The 18,867-nt window shown below is 61.9% G+C and carries 7 protein-coding genes and 2 pseudogenes; 4 read left to right on the top strand and 5 right to left on the bottom strand.

The window, feature by feature from the left end; genetic code table 11:
• The first annotated feature begins 38 nt into the window (after positions 1-38).
• A complete protein-coding gene (locus PALO_RS11940) occupies positions 39-983 on the top strand; it encodes a hypothetical protein (protein ID WP_419763412.1) in 945 nt (314 codons plus the stop codon).
• On the opposite strand, the gene PALO_RS04545 is transcribed toward PALO_RS11940, so the two are convergent.
• Positions 941-3,022: an ATP-dependent DNA helicase UvrD2 gene (locus tag PALO_RS04545; protein WP_177166351.1), complete on the bottom strand. Its 2,082-nt coding sequence runs from the start codon at positions 3,020-3,022 to the stop codon at positions 941-943. The two genes, PALO_RS11940 and PALO_RS04545, sit on opposite strands and share 43 nt — an antisense overlap.
• Before the next feature lie 164 nt (positions 3,023-3,186).
• On the opposite strand from PALO_RS04545, the gene PALO_RS04540 reads away from it, so the two are divergent.
• The 3 genes from PALO_RS04540 to recD are packed head-to-tail and all read left to right on the top strand — an operon-like array spanning position 3,187 to position 11,436.
• On the top strand, positions 3,187-6,345 hold the full coding sequence (locus tag PALO_RS04540) for an exodeoxyribonuclease V subunit gamma (protein WP_015582600.1): 3,159 nt from the start codon (positions 3,187-3,189) through the stop codon (positions 6,343-6,345).
• Entirely contained in the window at positions 6,342-9,575 is a 3,234-nt protein-coding gene (locus tag PALO_RS04535) for a UvrD-helicase domain-containing protein (RefSeq protein WP_015582599.1), read from the top strand. The genes PALO_RS04540 and PALO_RS04535 overlap by 4 nt, the downstream gene beginning before the upstream one ends.
• Entirely contained in the window at positions 9,568-11,436 is a 1,869-nt protein-coding gene (recD, locus tag PALO_RS04530; RefSeq protein WP_004811082.1) for an exodeoxyribonuclease V subunit alpha, read from the top strand. The genes PALO_RS04535 and recD overlap by 8 nt, the downstream gene beginning before the upstream one ends.
• 31 nt (positions 11,437-11,467) lie before the next feature.
• On the opposite strand, the gene nudC is transcribed toward recD, so the two are convergent.
• From nudC to PALO_RS13140, 4 genes and pseudogenes are all read right to left on the bottom strand, one after another.
• A complete protein-coding gene (gene nudC, locus PALO_RS04525) occupies positions 11,468-12,256 on the bottom strand; it encodes an NAD(+) diphosphatase (protein WP_275433910.1) in 789 nt (262 codons plus the stop codon).
• 133 nt (positions 12,257-12,389) lie between these two features.
• Positions 12,390-15,638, bottom strand: a complete 3,249-nt coding sequence (locus PALO_RS04520; RefSeq protein WP_015582597.1) for an ATP-dependent DNA helicase — start codon at positions 15,636-15,638, stop codon at positions 12,390-12,392.
• Positions 15,635-17,338, bottom strand: a pseudogene (locus PALO_RS13145) (RecB family exonuclease); the annotation flags it as partial. The pseudogene PALO_RS13145 and the gene PALO_RS04520, both read right to left, overlap by 4 nt.
• A 72-nt stretch (positions 17,339-17,410) precedes the next feature.
• Positions 17,411-18,805 (bottom strand): annotated as a pseudogene (locus tag PALO_RS13140) (UvrD-helicase domain-containing protein); the annotation flags it as partial.
• Positions 18,806-18,867: the final 62 nt, after the last annotated feature.

Raw genomic sequence — 18,867 nt, 5'->3', positions numbered from 1 at the left:
TGCAGGGGAAGGCACATCGTGATGGTCCGGGGGTTCCCATGTCCCCCGAATCCCCTGCTCTGACATGCCAGGTGGCGTTCGAAATTCAGTGTTGTTCGAACTCCCACATGTGTTGTCCGCGAAGGGCAGCGTGTTGCCCGTCATTGTTGACGTGTTGCCCGTCGTCTCGTTGGTCCTTCCCCGCGCTTCAAGCCTTTCGCGATTCTCAGGGCATGCGTGTTGAACTTGATTGTCCCTGGACGCCCGTACCGGGCGGATTGCGTCTGCTTGCTCCAGACGGTCGATCATTTCGGCTGCGAGGCGTGCGAGCAAGCTATGACGGACACGTCGATGTTCCTGCAGACGTCGCAAATCGCCTTCACGAGTCCGGAATGGTGACGATGCCGACCGGCCTACGGGTAGCCGTTGTCAGTGATGACGGCGTCTCCCAAGACATCGTCCGCGGTCTGGAGGCACGACGTATCGAGGTGACGACGTGGATGCGTGGCCGGCAGCCCGGGAGCTTCCGTGACCTTCGGTGTGTGTCCGGGGCGTCCTGCCCCGTGGTTCACGTCGTCGTGATCTGTCCAAGGACCCTGCTCGGGGGACGTGACATCGCCGAACAGTGCCATCGAGCCGGCGTCCCGTCGGTCATTGCCTGGGGACGCCATCGCTGGGGTGTTCTCGGACCGATCAACGATCACCACCCCGGATGCCAACACTGCGCAGACATGGCACTGGCTGCGCGCGACCCCGACTGGGTGACGATGGCCCGTACGACGACGGGAGACAGCCACGATCCGGCCGTCACTGCGTGGCTGGTGAACCAGATCGAAGCCATAGCTGGCGCTCTTCGCGATGACTCAGACGTCTATCGCGCGAAGTCCGTCCAGGTACGTACGAACGCCGGAGAACGCAGTCTCGTCGTGCCGGCCCAGCCCGGTTGTCACTGCTGGCCGCCTCAGGAGGCGTCGTGCAATACCTTGATGAGATCAGCTGCGTAATGATCGGCCTTGCGTCGGCCGATACCAGGCACCTGCAGCAGTCCCTCCACCGAATCTGGCCGCTTCTCGGCCACGCTGAGCAGAGTGGCATCGGTGAGAATGACGAAGGCGGGCACACGATCCGACTCCGCTCGTTCGCTGCGCCATTCGCGCAACCGCTCGACCAGTGTCGGGTCAACCCCGACCTCGCAAGCAATGTGGTGGCCAAGTTTGCGATCCCGGGCAGCCGTCAACGCCTCTCCACAGACCGAGCACACTGCAACGGTGGCGCGACGTTTGCGGTGGCGTGGGGGTTTGGTCGACGCATTTCCGGTCCCTGGCAATCCCCGCAGGAAGCGCGAGATACCCTGACGGTCTCGGTCCGAACCCGACCAGGAATACGAAACCCACAGGTCTCGACGAGCCCTCGTGACTCCGACATGGAGCAGACGTCGTTCCGAGGCAATCTCGACGGGAGTTTCAGCCATAATGAACGGCACCATGGCGTCGCTCATCCCGTACAGGGCAACAACATCCCATTCAAGACCCTTCGACGCGTGCAATGTCGCAAGGGTGACGCCGTCTCCAACAGGGGCCTCCTGGGTGGCAGCTCGCCGGGAGAACACAGTGGCCAAATCCGCCAGAGTTGCCGTCCCCTCCTCGACAGCCGAGGCCGCCAAGTCACGGAGTGCCTGCAGCGATTCCCACCGCTGCCTCACCTCCCCCTCTCCCTGAGGAGCAGCGGTCGTCCACCCTTGCGAAACAAGAAGGCGATCGAAAGCGGGCAGGGCGTCGGCCCCGGGTTCATCGGCGACGATCCGAACGAGAGCATCGAGAGTGCGACGCACCTCCCGCCTCTCGTAGAACCGCTCGGATCCCTTGACCAGGTATGGGATGGACCGCTCGGCGAACGCCGCCTCAAGGTGGGATGCCTGAGAATTGATCCGGTACAAAACGGCAATCTCAGACCACGGAATCCCCGCGGAATGACGGGATTCCACCCACATCGCGATCGCCGAAGCCTCGGAGGAGTCGTCACCGAGCGCTTGGTAGACCGGTTCGGAACCCGACCGGCCACGAGAAACCAAGGTCACCCCCCTGCCGTGCTCGGGAGCTTCGTCCGGGGTCATACGGTTGACGAGAACCTCATTGGCCAGCCGGATGATCTCCGGGGTCGAACGATAGTTCCGGACCAGGTCGATACGTTTCGCACCCGGATGATCTGCCACGAAATTCATCAGGTAGTCAGCACGTGCACCAGCGTAGGAGTGAATGGCCTGGTGGGGATCCCCGACAACGCACACATCATTGCGGTCGCCGAACCACAGCTCGAGCAATCGGTGCTGGAGAGGAGAAACATCCTGATACTCGTCGACGACGAAGTGCTGATAGCGGGAGCGGATTTCCTCCGTGATGTCCCGGTGCTGGACCATCATTCCGACGGCACACAGCAGGATGTCATCCAGATCAATGACGCAACGTTCCCGTTTGACCGCTTCGTATCCAGCCAGGACCCTACCGACATCGGTGGCCGAAACCCCGGCCACGACTCGTCCTTCCGTTCGCGCCAAGGCTGCATATTGTTCGTTGGGGACATTCGAGACCTTCGCCCAGGAAATCTCGGCGGACAGGTCCCGTACCAGTGCCTTGTCATTTCCCAGACCAATGCGTCGGGCTGCCTCGGCGACCATGGAGAACCTGGAATCACTCACCGGTGGCAACTCACAGTTGTAGGCGCGCGGCCAGAAGAACTTGATCTGGCGCAGGGCGGCCGAGTGAATGGTGCGAGCCTGAACCCCCACCACGCCGAGATCAGCGAGTCGTCCCTTCATCGTGCCGGCGGCCTTGGTGGTGAAGGTCACCGCAAGAGTCCGGCGCGGGTCGAGCTTCCCTGTCGCGGCTCCGTAGGCGATGCGATGGGTGACAGCGCGAGTCTTTCCCGTTCCGGCACCAGCGATGACACACACCGGAACGTCGAAGGTCTTGGCAACCTTGACCTGCTCAGGATCCAGTGCTGCCAGGATCGCATCTGCCAACTGGGTTCTCACGGCGATCACCATAGGGGCACGCACCGACAGCTCCGCGACGGCATGTTCCGCCGCGATGTTCCGCTCCTGTGCCACCGACTGCACCGAAACCTGTCCGACAGCAGCCCTAGACTGACTCACCAGTTCGGTCTCCAACATTTCAGGACAAGGCCGAGTCGTCACGAGGAGGTGCCCCGATGGCAGGTGTGGTGAAGGTGGTTCGTACCTGGCACCAGGTCCGAGAAGCTGTGACGACGGCCCTTGCGCAACCCACTGAGGACCCTTTCGTCCGTCCGCTGCTCGTAGCACCCAGCACCGCCCATTCCCGCGCTCTGCTGCAATCCCTTGCCCGCCGCCATGGCATTGCCGCTGGCATCCAGTCGACCACGCCCCACGGTCTTCGAACCCACCTCGAAGAACAGCTCCTCGGGATTGGGCGCGACGAGGATCCGTGGCGCCCTGGGCCGTTGGCGTTACGCATTGCGCGCATCATCGAGACTGATTCCCCAGGTTTCGAGATCGTCTCCGCTCATGTCGATGCCAGCCTCCGACAAGGCATTCCACGTGCATCATGGACGACAGCCCGACAAGCCGCAGAAGCCTTGACGGCGCTCGCCCGAGACTCCCACGAGGTGTTGCGAACCTGGGCACAAGGCCACGGCCCTGGACGCGACGATGGACATGACGTCGATCTCGCTGGTGCCCCCCTGGATCCCGCCCGATCCTGGTGGGCCCCACTCTGGCGTGCCCTGCTCGCCGATTCCTGCTCCGTTGCCGATCCGGTGACCAGACACGAGATGTTGGTCAACGCACTGCGAGGCCAAGAAACCTCCTCCGGTGCACCCATCGTGTGGTTCTCATCGACGGCTCTGCCCCATCATGACGTCGAGCTGGCCGAAGCACTAGCAGCATCACGCACCATCACGATCGTCCACCTCGACCACGCCATTGGACATGACGATCCGTGGCGCACCTTCGACCGCCTGCGCACCACGACGACCACGAGGTGGACCGCATCATCGCTTCCGGCGACGAGTGAGGCCCCGGGCGCTCCAGGCGACGAGTTAGCCCCCGTCGAGATCCACAACTGCCATGGGCCGGACCGTCAGGCAGAGGTCATCCGCGACGTCGTCTGCGCAGTTCTTGCCGACGACGAGACGGTTCAGCCAAGGGACGTCGTCATCGTCTGTTCGGGACGTCAGGATACCGCGCACCTGTTGTCCGCAAGCACCATGGCGGATGTCAGTCATCCGGCCAACCAAATCCGGTTCACGACTCCCCCTCCCCAGGATCGCGTCAATCCGGTGACCGAAGCCGTCACAACCGTCCTTGGTCTGGCGTCTTCTCGCGCGACTGGGCAAGATCTCCTCAATCTGTGCGCTATGCCGGCTGTGAGGGCACGTTTCGGATTCTCCGACGATGACCAGGAAACCATTGAACGGCTGGTGAGCCAGGCCGACATCCGATGGGGAATTGATCCAGCGGCTCGTGAGATTGCCGGGCTGGGTCGCATCAGGCAGTCGACTTGGTTGGCCGGAATCGAGCGCATGGTGCTCGCCATCGCGATGTCGTCGGCTCCTCCCACCCACCTCGGTACCGTCACACCCATTACTGACGTCGGTTCCACCACGATCCCAGTGGTCGGGAAGCTGGCCGAACTGGTATCGCGATTGCGCAAGGCGTTTCTGGACACCGAGGCACCCGCGCCAATCACCACGTGGTTGACTCGCATCAGCGACATCGTCGACAACCTCACCGCCGCGCCCAGCGATGCTCCGCGATCGGTCCTTGACACCCTCTCCCTTCTGACCGGTCTTGACGTGGCTGCCGAGAATCGACTTTTCGATCGCCAGGAGATCATTGATCTTCTGATCTGGTTGTCGCGCACACATCACGGTCGTCACACATGGTTCGACGGTTCGCTTCACGTTTGTCGTCCCGGGGACCTTTCTCCCATTGATCATCAAGTCGTCATCGTCGTTGACCCTGATCAAGACGTCATTCGGGCCGACCAGCTTCAAGGGTTGCGCGATGACTGCCTTGACCCGACTGCGAGAGCACGCCAGGACCTACTTGACGTTGCCCTGTCGGCAAGGAGCCGCCTCATCGTCGTGCGACAGGCTCGAAACGCTGTGACCAACCTGGCCGTCCTGCCTGGCCCATTCACAACGACCCTCACGCAGTCACTGGAGATGAGGTCCGTCACTGCCCGCTCCGTCGATCACGGTTTGCAGCCCTTCTCGCCTGATGAGTTCTGCGATGGAAACGGTGTATGGTGGCGCGGTTTCGATCACACCGCAGCCCACGCGGCACGATGCCAGCCTGGTTCGCAGCGACGTCGTGAACGCGTTGTCCTACCACCGGTGACGGAGCTTCCCGAATCACGGATGTCGCCAACCGATCTCACCCTGGCGCTGTCTCACCCCGCTCGGACATTGCTCCGGGCACGGGCAGGTGCGCCAGCCAACGAGAGAAACACGGAGTTGCCAGTCGACCTCCCCCTTGCCCCGACATCGTTGGACAAGTACTGGATCCGTTCTCGGATACTCGCGGACCTCGAACATGGTTCGAACCCAGAAGATGCCATCAACGCCGAGCGTTTGCGCGGGTCAACTCCCCCAGGCCGCTTGGGGCAGCGAATCGTCAGTTCCTTGGCAGACGATGCGATGCGTATTTCGCAGACGGCCAAGGAACTTCGTGGTGGTCACGATGAACGATTCATAGAAATCAACCTTGATCTCATTGACGGTGACAACCCGCCATTGACGTGGCCTGATGGTCTCATCGTTGATCCGATGCATGTGGTCTCACTGCGAGGCCGTGTCGGCGTGAGGAACAATCAGATCGTTCATGCTGTCGCGACACGTGCGAATGCCAGGCCAATACTTGATCTGTGGGTTGACCTCCTCGCGGTCGCCATTGCCACTGACGAGGTCGGATGGTTCGGGACTCTGGTCTCGAGCGACGGGGTTCGAAGGATGGTGGCTCCGGACCCCGAACACGCACGCGGGGTTCTCGCCGGTCTGGCACGTCTGGCATGGTGGAGCAACCAGCAGTTCATCCCCCTACCCGTCAAACTAGCCCATGCCCTGGTAGGCCTGTCTCCCATGGCTCGCAATGACTACCGCACCGGCGCCAGTGCACTGCAAGTGCAGTGGTCCCGGGAGCGTGATCCAAACTGGGCAGCATTCCTGGGCACTGACGTCACCGAGCTGATCACCCGCTGTCATGAACTCGGCACCACTCTTGAGGAGCTTTCCGGGTGGTTGTTCGACCCCATCATTCGTGCATCGCAAGGTACCGGATTCTCACCACCTTCGATGGCTCGATTCGCTCATCCCGGGAGTATGGCATGACGACGAAGGCCTCATTCAACATCGTTGATCCGCTACCTCAGGGAACGGTCCTGTTGGCTGCGAGCGCGGGAACTGGGAAAACCTGGACGATCTCGGCGGTGTGCGCCAAAGCGATCGCTACCGGAATGGTGAACATCGAGAATCTCCTCCTGGTCACCTTCAACCGATCGGCAGCTCGGGAGCTGCGTGGCCGAGTGTATGAACGCCTTGTCAGCACCGCATCCCTGCTCGCGGGTCGCCGGAAGTCTGCAGACGCCTGCGATGACTCCGTGATGAGCCTCGGCGCAGAAGGGTTGAAACGTGTGGAGGCGGCCCTCGACTCCTTCGACCGGGCCGTCATCACGACCACCCACGAGTTCGCCTCCCGAATGCTCGCCGAGTTGGGAGTCCTGTCAGACCACGACCCGTCGTCAGTCCTGATGGCCGACCTCACTCCAGTGGCCAACGAGGTGTCTGACGACTTTTATCTGGCTCGACATCTCGATGCTGACCGACCTCCTTCTGTCCTTGACAAGCGGGATCTGTCCAGGGACGTTGCCGTCAGGTATGGCGAGGTGCCGATCGCGACAGATGTGGAAGCCATGTCGCCCGATGTTGGCTGGGCCATGTCCGTGCGTGACGAGGTACGAAAGCGCTCGCGAAAGCGAGCAATACATACCTTTGACGACCTCATCGGAGATCTTGTCGGAGCACTGCGAAATCCGGTACGTGGCCCGATGGCATGTGCGACGTTGGCACGGCGCTTCTCCCTGGTCATGATTGATGAGTTCCAGGACACAGATCCTCTCCAGTGGGAAATCTTGCACCGGTCATTTCACGGACACAGCAACTTGTGGCTCATCGGAGATCCCAAACAGTCCATCTATGCATTTCGCGGCGCCGACATCTACGCCTATCAGGACGCCGCGAATTCCGCTGAGCACGTCCTCCATCTCGACGTCAACTACCGGGCGGACAAGCCCATCGTCGAGGCGGTCAGTACCCTTTTCGGCAACGCACAGCTAGGACGCGGGATCGCCATGGAATCGGTCACCGCTCGTCACCCGACGTCACGAATCGGCACTGGGACCTCGCAGACTCACCGGTACAGCTGGTCACAACCATTCCAAATCCGTTGTCTCCAAGCCCCTCTCGACGGGCAACTGGATGCCACGACCTCGGATCGCCTCGTCACCGAGGATCTCGTCAATCAAGTCATCATGATGCTGGAAGGCGGCACGATCATCCATGACGAGGATGAGCAGGACAGGCCACTTCGCCCCAACGACATCGCCATCCTCGTCAGGACGCGCAGGAGAGGTGCGGAGATCGCTGCTGCCTTGTCACGGGCCAATCAGCCCGCTGTCTTCTCCGGAGCATCACCGGTGTGGTCTTCCCAGGCCGCCGAGGATCTCGTCACTCTCCTGGAAGCTCTCGACAACACTGACGAGAGGCTGCGCACCCGGTTGTGCCTGTCTGACCTCATTGGTGCAACCCCTGCTGACCTCGCGGCATCGGATTCAAGGGTGCGTTCCGACCTCGCCATCGACGTGGCCCGTTGGGCGAGCGTGTGGCCCAGCATCGGAGTGTGGGGCACCGTCGAAGCGGCCCTCCACCGACCAGGGGTGTTGGATCGTCTAGTCAGCATGAGCGGGGGCGAGCGATACGTCACCGACCTCCGCCAGGTCGCTCAAAAGGCCCACACCGCGGCTGCCGAGGCCAGATTGACGCCGATGGCAACTGCCGGATGGATACGCGATCAGCAACGACGAGCTGGTGACGATGACCCCCGTCGTCTCGACAGCGACCATCAGGCCGTCAACGTCATGACCATTCATGAGGCGAAGGGGTTGGGGTTCCCCGTCGTCCTGCTGCCTGACATCGCCAATGGATGGGCGCCGAGAAAGAACATCAGCGGGCCGGTTGTCTGGCATGACGGGCAGCGCCGAGTACTCGACATTTCCTCCCAGGGGATTGATCGCACCATGGCGATTGAGAACCACGAGGAGGATGAGCGTGGCGAGAATCTGCGACTTCTCTACGTCGCTCTCACCCGAGCTCGATCAGCCGTTCGGTTGTGGTGGTCTCCATGCTCACGGCGCAATCGATGGTCGGCCTTCCAACGTCTGGTCGAGATGGACCGTTCCACTGGCGAACTCAGCCTTGGCAGGGCCGGAACTGATCCCGGTACCCTCCCCTGGCTCAACTCAGGGCCAGTCACGACAGCCATTGCACCCGCAAATCAGAAACAGCTCACTCGAGCATCGGACGCCGAGCATCGGAGCATTGCGGCTCCTCGTTCTCTGACACGACCCCTCGACCTCGACTTCGTCCGAACCTCGTACTCGGGATTGACTGCCGAGCTTCATGGCTCCGTCCTCGCTCCTCTGCCGACCACTTTGACTGACGAACCTGAGGACGACGAGTCCCCCGACACCACTGCACCAGGCCTCTGCGGACTCCCAGGCGGCACCTCCTTCGGCACCCTGGTACACACAGTCCTTGAATACGTCGACACCGGTTCTGCGGATTTGTTCAACGAGGTCCTCGCGATCACCCGCAGAGCTCTGCGCACCACGCCATTGCCGGACGTCCCTGCAACAGATCTTGCCAACGGCTTGGAACAGGTTCTGCGGACTGATCTTGGCGACCTGGCGCCGGGCATGTCCTTGTCGAGCTTCTCCCCCGACGACCGACTCGCGGAGATGAACTTCGAGTTGGCGATGTCCCAATCTGGTCTGGCAGCGACGATGGCCGATCTGGCAGCTCTGCTCAGGGATCCAGGTTTGGTGCCATCTGACGATCCGATCAATGGTTATGGGGACGCCCTGGCCCACATACCCAACAGTGACCAGACTCTGCGAGGGTTCCTCACCGGTTCGATTGATGCCGTCCTGAGACGACCGGATGGACGCCACCTCGTGGTCGACTACAAGACGAATCGGGTTCCCGGCGCTCGGAAACTTCGGGCCGACATGTACGACACCGACACCATGCGCGCCATGATGTTCAGCTCTCACTATCCCCTTCAGGGACTGTTGTATTCGGCTGCCCTGCATCGTTTCCTCTCGGCGAGCCTTACCGGGTACGACCCTGCCCGTCACCTCGGTCCGATTGGGTATCTCTTCGTTCGAGGGATGGCCGGTCGCCCAGCTCCGGAGATGGGGATGCCGCAGGGAGTGTTCACCTGGCATCCAAAGCCGGAACTCGTCGAGGCCATCAGCGAGTGTTTGGGAGGTCACCATGCCTGAACTCGTACCGGTCGGAGCCGGAACCAGGTTGGAGCCCTTCGCCCGCGCCGGTGTTCTCGAACCAAGCGACATCCACCTTGCCAACCTGGTGTGCCGTATCGGCGAGGAGCACAACGCTGACGTCAGTTTGGCCATTGCGTTGTCGTGTCGTGAGCTGCGTCGAGGGTCGGTGTTCTGGGACCCCCACGAGATCGCCGAGTCCATCCGACGTCAGGTTCTCGACCCAGCCATCCCGGACATCAACGACAGCGAGCAGGCTGCGCTCTTTGACGACTTGGAATGGCCCGAACCGAGAGAATGGCTGTCTGCCCTTGCGGAGAGCCCCATCATCGCGGGCCGTGGTGATCCACTCAACCAATTGCCGGCTCGCTTGGACGATGGCCTGCTCTACCTTGAGAAGTACTGGCAGGCTGAGCACGATGTCGCTCGCGATTTGGCCTCACTCGCCGCAGACCCCCCCAGCCAGGGACCCGTGCCCGCCGAGCAGATCGTGTCAGAGGTCAGCGCTGCTCTTGCATCCTCCGGAATCACGTTGGATCCGGCTCAGGCCCAGGCTGCTGTTGCCGCCATCACTCACAGGATCAGTGTTCTTGCTGGTGGACCTGGAACAGGCAAGACGACGACAGTGTGCACCCTCCTGGCATCACTTCAGAAGGCGGATCCTCACCTCGGTGCCATTGCCCTCGCGGCCCCCAGCGGCAAAGCAGCGGCCCGACTTCGCGACTCGGTGTCAGAGGTATCAGAGCGCATGCCTGACGATCTCAGCCCCATCGTCGCTGATGCCACGACCGTCCATTCCCTCTTGAAGTGGCAGGGGCCAGGGACATCCTTTGGCTACGACGAGCAGCACCAGCTTCCCTTCGGAGTGGTCGTCGTCGACGAGGCGTCCATGCTCTCCCTCCCACTGGCGGCCAGCCTCCTCGCCGCTATTGGGACCGGGACTCGCCTCATCCTGGTGGGAGACCCGGGCCAGCTCGTCTCGGTGGACGCCGGAAGTGTTCTGGCAGACATTGTGTCGTCAGCCGGCACCCTCGATACACGTCTGCCTGTCACGATCCTCACTCGCAACCACCGGTCGCGAGGCGACATCGCGGATCTGTCGGAAGCCGTTCGTGAGGGCGCCAAGGAAACCGCTTTGGAGGTGCTCACCAGGTCTCAGCCCGACCATGATGCGTCAAGGCCGAGCTCCGTCCTGCCGAGCATTTCCTGGATCGACGCCGATCCCGCCAATATCACCATGGCTGACCTTCCAGCTGTCGCGGACGTCATCGCACAGACGGGATCGCAGATGCTCGAGCTGGCCCGGTCAGGCTCCGACGCCGCTGCCCTCAAACTCGTGGATGGCCATCGCTTGCTGTGCGCCCATCGGGAAGGACCATATGGCGTCGACGAGTGGTCGCAACGCATGGTTTCTGTCCTCGCCGATGTCCTTCCCGGAGTCGATCAGAGCCGATGGGCGCTCGGTGAAACTGCCATGGTCACACACAATCTCGCTCAGCTGGGCGTGAACAATGGCGACTGTGGAGTTGTCGTGGAGACGCGACCTGTTCCGACCGTAGCTCTTCCCGGACCTGGCGGGGCCCCTCGGCGCTTGCCCTGTTCCCTCATCCCATCTCTGCAACCTCTGCAGGCGATGACGATCCACAAGGCCCAGGGCAGTCAGTTCACCAATGTCACGGTGATCTTGCCGCCCCCGGATTCCCCGCTCCTCACCCGTGAGTTGTTCTACACGGCGATTACTCGTGCTCGTGAGCACCTCACGGTTGTCGGGATGAAGGAGTCCGTGGAGCGGGCCATTGATCGGACCAATGACCGCCGGTCTGGTATCCAGCGTCGGTGGGAGGAGACTCGCTCACTGTGACCAGAGCAGTTGCCGAAGAACTTGCGGTCGCTCACCTCAGCGGAGACGACAAGTCGAGCCCGCTCTCAGGTTCCGGAAGCCGATGTGCCAACCATGCATCAATGAGAGCTCTGGCAATCGACAAGGTCGGTGGCAGCTGCAACCGACCGGACTCAACCTGATCGGACACCTCGTCGCGGGTGAGGAAATCAGCCCCTGCCAGCTCGTCGTGGCCCACGTCGATCGTTCCGGCTGCTCGTGCGACGTAACCGAACATGAGTGACCGCGGGAAAGGCCATGACTGTGAGCCGACATACCGAGCAGCGGTGATACTCAGGGTCGTCTCCTCAGCAACTTCGCGGACCAAGGCATGTTCCGCTGGTTCCCCAGCTTCGACGAACCCGGCCAGAAGGGACCGACGATGAGGAGCCCAGGAGTGTTGCCGAGCCAGCACAATGCGGTCCTCGGCGTCCAGTACCGCAGCGATGATCGCCGGGTCGGTACGCGGGAAGACCTGGTGACCATGGGCACAGATCCGAGCCGGACCGCCGTTCGTGATGCGTGTCGGTTCCCCACACCGGGGGCAAGTCGGCTTGCTCTCGTGCCATGCGAGAGCTGCAACCGCTGCCATCACCACTTCACGATCAGTCGGGTCAAGGTCCACGGTGCGCAAGCTGCAAGCTTCTGTACGCGGCTCACCGTTCCGCCGGGCAAACCACGGCACTCCACCGACGACGCCCAGGAACAGGTCGCGCTGGTCGTCCCGATCCCCCTCAGTTGGAACCGTTGCCACGCGTCCGTTGGACATCACGACCTTGTCATGCGGATCGATCAGCAACAATCGGGCCATCGGATCCTTCCACCGAGCTCGATTCGCCTCGTCGTCGTCCCGGTCTGCATGGCACCAATCCAATATGGGTCGAGCCACGATGCGCGTCTCGCTGATCCCAGTCACGTTGTCACTGTAATCCCGGTCATCGCGAACGAGCCGAGGACCGAGACTTGCTGGACGACATATCGGATTCGTCCTCCGCACCCTCCAAAATCGCAGCCACCTGATCAGCATCCAACAATGGTTCTGCGGTGATGGTCTCGTTGGCCCCGACATGATGGAAAACCGCTCGCACCCGAGACGGATCGATCCCTCGGGCTTGGGCCCATGCCAACCGATAGATGGACAACTGAAGCGGGTCAGCCGACCGTGGCCGCGAGGTTTTCCAGTCAATGACCAGTTCATCGCCGGGATGATCGGGGTCGGCCACCACCGCGTCAAGACGCCCACGGACGACGGTGTTCCCAATCGTCATGACGAAAGACCTCTCCACCGCGAGGACTGTCGCGTCTGCCCACCGACTTTCCTCGAAAGCCTGGCGAAGGGTTCGCAGTGCATGGCCCCCGGCCGACTCCGTCACCGCACTACCCTCGACCTCCAGGCTGTCCTCCTCAGATTCGTCGATCTCTTCGATGTCAAGGAGCGGGACCGGCTCGGTCGGTGCGAGGCGTTGGCTCACCCACTCGTGGAATGCCGTTCCGATACCGGCTCCCCTGTCTGCAGGTCGAGGCATCGGACGTCGCAGTTCCTCCCGGAACGCCTGTGGATTGGCGTGGAGCCTCACCATCTGAGAGGTGGTCAGTCTCGGCGGAATGACCGCATGGTCGCTGTCATCGCGCCGACGTCGAGCATCAGCCACCAAGGCCTGCGCGTCGGACCGCCACGATGCCACCCGATCGGCGTCCTTGGGATCATCAACAGCTGGTAGATCAACACCGTCAGGCATCTTGGTGCTGGTCCATGGGATGGCGCTCTCATCGGCAAACACCGGCCATGGAGTCCCGTCCTGGGTACTGGCCTCAGGTCGCTCGCCAAGCTCTGGCCACGTCACATCGAGCATGGTGGCAAGGAGATCTGCGTACTGGCCGGGTCTGTAACAACCTTGTCGTCGTGAGTCCCATTTGTGCCATGACACGATCAAGCGTTCTTTGGCTCTCGTCAGGGCCACATAGGCCAGCCTGGCCTCTGACCATCGTGAATCGTCCTTGAGGGCCGCGACGTATTCCTTGGCATCGGCCTCACCTCCGGAAACGGGATGGTTGATCTCACTCGCATCTCCCCTGACGAAGGATGGCAGGACAGCGGCCACGGTCACGAAATTATCCGGACTCAGCTCCGATGGGAACACGCCTTGGGCCATGTCAGGAATGATCACGAACGGCCATTCCAGTCCCTTGGCCCCGTGGACGGTCGATATCGTCACGGCATCGCTGCAGTCTGCGGAGGCTCGGGCAAGGCCATGCCCATGGTCCTCCTCGGCTGCCAGCCATGCGACGATCCCCGCGATCGTCATGTCGGGGTCGCTCCGACGCACCTCTCGTACTGCGTCCCACAACTCGTCGAGCTGGTCACGACGGGCCAAGCCACGACCTGGGTCGTCGGCAGCCATGTCGTCCACGAGCCCGGTAATTGTTTCGATGTGCAGGATCAGGTCGTCGGGGCTGTCCCCCTGATGGACCTCGACCTCGGCGATCTCCGCAGCAAGACGCTTGAGTGCAGATCGCACCCGTTCATCGCCTACCGGTAGACCTTCCATGACAGCGTCGACGAGATGGACGTCAACATCCTTGGGATCCAGGCCGTCAGCCTCCGCCTGTGTCTTGGCCAAGGTCCGTGCCCGTCGGTGGACCCAAGCAAGATCGTCCGTTCCCAACCCGAATCGAGGGGCAGCGAGCAGGGTCGTCATGGCTGCATCGTCATGATGATCGACGAGCAGACGAAGATGAGCCACCACCATGGCAACATCCGGCAGAGACAACAACCCGGAGAGGTTTGCCACTCTCACCGAGATGTCACGAGAGCTCAGCGCATCGTAGAGGTCGGCAATGTCGCCGTTGCGTCTGACCAGGATTGCGGCATCGGACCACCGTGTGATTGCCCCACGTTCTTTGGCCTCCACCAGCATGTCGGCACACGCACGGCACTCATCAACCCAGGTCGGGTATGCGGCAACACCGACGTCCCCTCGACGGTTCCCCTCTGGAGCGACGAGAGGCATCCCCACCGAGAGTTCCACGCGGTCCTCGGCCGCGCTGTCGTCGACAGATTCCATGGACGATGCCAGCGACTCCCGTAACTCCTCGGATGCCACGTTCGCGGCATCAATGATCTGATTGGCACATCGTCGATTCGTGACCAGGGACAACATGGTCGCAGGGCGACCCGTCTCATCAGGAAACCGCCGGTGGAAATCCAAGATGTTGCTCGCGGCCGCTCCACGCCATCCGTAAATGGCCTGCAACGGATCACCGACAGCCATCACCGGATGACCCATCCCGTGATCAGCATCCGGCCCCGAGAAGAGGGCAGCCAACAGATCAGCCTGCGCCGACGATGTGTCCTGATACTCGTCGAGAAGAACGACACGGTATCGGGCCCTCAATTCCTGCCCGACCCGTGGATGATGTGCGACGAGGTGCAGGGCCTGCAGCATGCGATCGCCGAACTCGACGAATCCGCGCTGCCGTTTGAGATCCCGGTAAGCCTTGACCAGATCGAGTAGGTCCTCACGTTCGTCCACCGTGAGAAGGTTCTTCTTCACACTGGCGTACTGCTCCCCATCGCGTCGTGTCGGTGCATCGACAAGCATCTGGCGCCAACGAGCATCCGCAGCTCGCACCGTATCCTCACTCGCATCGTGTGAGGACATCGCTCCGGCCAGTGACACCACCGCTTGAGCAATCGACGTCGGCGTCAGATGGGTGCCCACCAACGGTGGCCTGTCCAACTCTGACACAACCTCCGTGGCCAACTGATACGCCCTCGCTCCTGTGATGAGATGAGCACCCGTGTCTATCCCATCCCACGCCCCGTAGTCGGCTACCAGAGTTCCGGCAAAGCTGTCGTACGTCGCCACTGTGGGCCTGGGCTGCTCCGGGGTCAGTAAGCCTGCACTGGTGAGGTTCTTCTCGATCCGCTCCGACAATTCGGATGTGGCCTTGTTGGTGAACGTCAAGCCCAGGATTTCCTCCGGCCTGACCAGCCCACCGGCGACAAGCCAGACCACCCGGGCCGCCATCACTGTCGTCTTACCCGTACCTGCTCCAGCAATGACGACGCACGGTTTGAGCGGTGCCGTGACAGCCCTCTGCTGTTCAGCTGAGATGGGGATCCCAAGCAGAGATGCAATGTCGACGTCATCGTTCCGGATCTCGTCAGTCGACTCCGTCATGAGGCCCTCCCGTGCTGTCGAGGTACTGCAGTCGAGGAGTCCTTCGGGACCAAGGCCGGGCATCCGGCCCTCGCTGGGCAATGACCGCAACCCTTGTTCGCAATCGCGGTGTACTCACCAGACTTGACGACCTTGACGGCCTTGTCAACGCTCGCCTCGATCCAGTTCTGGCAACCATCAACTGGCTCCGTGCCGTTGGGCCAGGGAACGTCCGAAAGCCCACTCTGGCGGTCGATCTTCGCATTTGCCTGTCCCTTGCCCGCCCCAATCCGAAGATGGACCAATTCCGCGCCGCTCACCGACGCCTTCCCAAGACTCGCGACTCCACCGGCGGCGACGACGGCTTGGTAGACACCGATCTGTAGGTGATGGGAGTTCTTCGTTTCAGGAGACTTGCTTGTCCCAGTTTTGAGATCCACCACATAACAGGCGCCTTCTGCGTCTCGTTCGAGCCGGTCTATGCTTCCACGTACTCGAGCCACACCGGACGGAACCTTGATCGTGCCATCGACACGCACCTCAGCACCGATGAGATCTCGATCACGCGAAGCCAACCACCCGTCAAAACGCTTAAGCGCAGCTTTTGCATCGTCGAGCTCGGCCTCTTGCTGCCACTCCGCGGTCAATTCGATGTCCGGCCACGACTCCTCCAACTCAGCCAGTGCTCCGGGCAGGGACCATCGATCCATGTTCTCCGCACAGATCCGATGGACAAGGGTACCGATACTTGCCCTGAGGGCAGCACCGTTGCTGGCTCCGGCACGACGAGTCATGAACCACCGTCTCGGACAGGTGAGCAATTCTCCAATGTGCGAGGCGCCCAACTCGATCTCACCGGTGACATCAGCCTGACGAGGGGCACCCTCACGCCACCAGGTTTGCGGGTCAGCTTGTGGCACGAGAGGCCGTCCGTGGTGCTCTTCACCACGCAAATCATCCAGAAGCTCCTGGGCTTGGACCCGTACCCCTGGCGACTCGGTCTCGTCCGCGACAACTCGACGCAGCTCACCAACGAGCTCGGTAAGGCCGGCGAAGTTCAGGACGTTCACGCTGTCCTCGAGGTGTGGAATCCCCGTCAACACCCCGGATGGGCGGATGCCTTCATCCGGAGACTCGACTGAGCACAACAGTAATTGATCTCTCGCGCGCGAACACGCCACAAGTAACAGCCTGGTCTCGGCACGAAGGTTTTCCGACCATCCAGGAACCGTCACGGGACCGTCCGGAGACCATCTGTCTGCAGCGACCAGGGAACCGGTGTGGTTGTCGGCAGGCCAGTTGCTCTCTTCCAGTCCGCAGACCGCCACCACGCTGAATTCTCTTCCCTTGACACGGTGAGCAGTGACGACGGTGACCCCATCGCGATCTTCATCAGATTCACGAGCGCGGTCTGCTGGAATCTGCTCTCGACTGACCATGTCGATGAGGCGACGTCCTCCCGACACACCAGCCATGGTGCGGGCTGCCTCTGCCATGTCGAAGAGAGAACACAGCCCGTCGAGATCACGATCAGCTGATGCATCCCCGGCCAAGGCGCGACGACGCAGGGCGGACGCCCATGAGCTGCCCTGCCACAAGGCCCACAACGCCTCATGGCACGTGCCACCGAGGCGCAAAAGGCTTGCCGAGAGTTGAACTCGCCGGACCAAGGCGGCAAGCGGCTCAACCAGAACTCGTAGTCCTGGAGGCACGGTGGTCACATCGCTGTCATCGTGAGCTCCATCACTGACGGCGTCGTCGGCCATCTCCGTCCTCGTCACAGAACGGCTCGCATCCGCGGCCAGCTCCTGCAGCACCTCCCAATTCAGCTCCTCCCGGCGAACGAGTCGGCACCAGGTTTCGAGGCGATGAACGACAGTGAGATCGATTCCTGCCAATGGGTTCGTGATCAGGGCCGACACTTCTCGCCGGCCCGGTTGGGTTCCTGTTGCGAGACGGACAGCCACCTCAAGAGCATTGAGGATCTGAGTGACGGCGTGGACGTCAGACAACGCATGCTCATCCCGCGAGCGCAAGACCGGTATGCCCTGAGAGGCAAGGATCGTCGCGATCACTCCCAGCTCAGCCCCATGACGGGTCACCACCGCCATCTCACTCCAAGGGACGCCATCGGCCACGTGAGCATGGCGAAGACTTCCAGCGACCTTTCTCACCAGGCGAGTGGTGCTGCCAGCTCGAACGGCGGCTACCTTTCCCGCCTCTGTGGCCGCGGCGTTGTTTGCCCGCCGTCTCAGACGGCTGGACGACGGTATCGCTGGCATTCCTGCACGCAATGACTCAACGACGTCGGCAACATGCGCATGATTACGGTAATTGATCGTCAGGTGGTGAATCGACACGTCCGGGAACTCATCGATCAGATCGTCGAGGCGTTCCGCGGCTGCTCCTCGAAAACCGTAGACGGTCTGGTCCGGATCGGCGGTCAGCACACAAGGAACATGGCATTGCGCAATCTGGGCAATGAGGCGAATCTGGGACGGATCACACTCGGTCAGATCGTCGCACACCAGCAGCTTGACCCGTGACCTCACGTCGATGGCCGCACCTGGACGGGTCAAGGCGATCCGAGCACGATGCACCGCCTCGGCGTAATCCACTGCCCCCTCCAGATCAAGAACGTCCAGATAATCCGTCAGGAATGGTCCCAGAACCTGCCATTCCGGCACTCCCCAGGTCATCCCCGCAGCAGTGAGGTCCTGCGGGTCGCATCCTTCTTGACGAAGTCGCGCCGCCATGACACGCACGTCAGACGCGAATTGAGAGGTCTGTGCGCATGCCTGCAGTTCCTCGGGCCAGTCCGTCATGTCACGAGCCGCAAGAAGCTCTCTGATACGAAACTCCTGCTCAGGAGCGGTCAACAGCCGTCCCGAGAAATGTCGAGATCCAAGGATGCGCCGGGCCAACGCGTGAACCGTCATGACATGAGGGTCCAGATGAGCGCCTCCGAGTCGTCGTACGAGGCCATTGCGCAATGTCTGGGCAGCCGGTCTTGTCTGGCCGAGCAGCAGGATGTCGGACAGGGAGCCGCCAGCTTCGACGTACTGCGCGGCCACCTCAAGACACAGACCCGTCCGTCCGGTGCCCGGCCCTCCCATGACGAGGACCGTGCCAGCATCATCATTGAGCACCCGCACCTGAGCGTCATCCCATCCATGCATGGCACACATCCCACCACCGACCTGCGACAGCATTGCCGTCCGGCTGGGTCTTTTCCACAGAACAACGACGT

Source organism: Cutibacterium avidum 44067, assembly GCF_000367205.1.
In the GTDB taxonomy this organism is placed as follows: Bacteria; Actinomycetota; Actinomycetes; order Propionibacteriales; family Propionibacteriaceae; genus Cutibacterium; species Cutibacterium avidum.
The sequence above is the reverse complement of the archived record's forward strand: the minus strand, read 5'-3'. Positions and strand labels throughout refer to the sequence as shown.

Coding starts and splice junctions, on each gene's coding strand:
- PALO_RS11940 (WP_419763412.1), top strand. CDS start 39: ATGTCCCCCGAATCCCCTGCTCTGACATGCCAGGTGGCGTTCGAAATT.
- PALO_RS04545 (WP_177166351.1), bottom strand. CDS start 3,022: ATGGTGATCGCCGTGAGAACCCAGTTGGCAGATGCGATCCTGGCAGCA.
- PALO_RS04540 (WP_015582600.1), top strand. CDS start 3,187: ATGGCAGGTGTGGTGAAGGTGGTTCGTACCTGGCACCAGGTCCGAGAA.
- PALO_RS04535 (WP_015582599.1), top strand. CDS start 6,342: ATGACGACGAAGGCCTCATTCAACATCGTTGATCCGCTACCTCAGGGA.
- recD (WP_004811082.1), top strand. CDS start 9,568: ATGCCTGAACTCGTACCGGTCGGAGCCGGAACCAGGTTGGAGCCCTTC.
- PALO_RS04520 (WP_015582597.1), bottom strand. CDS start 15,638: ATGACGGAGTCGACTGACGAGATCCGGAACGATGACGTCGACATTGCA.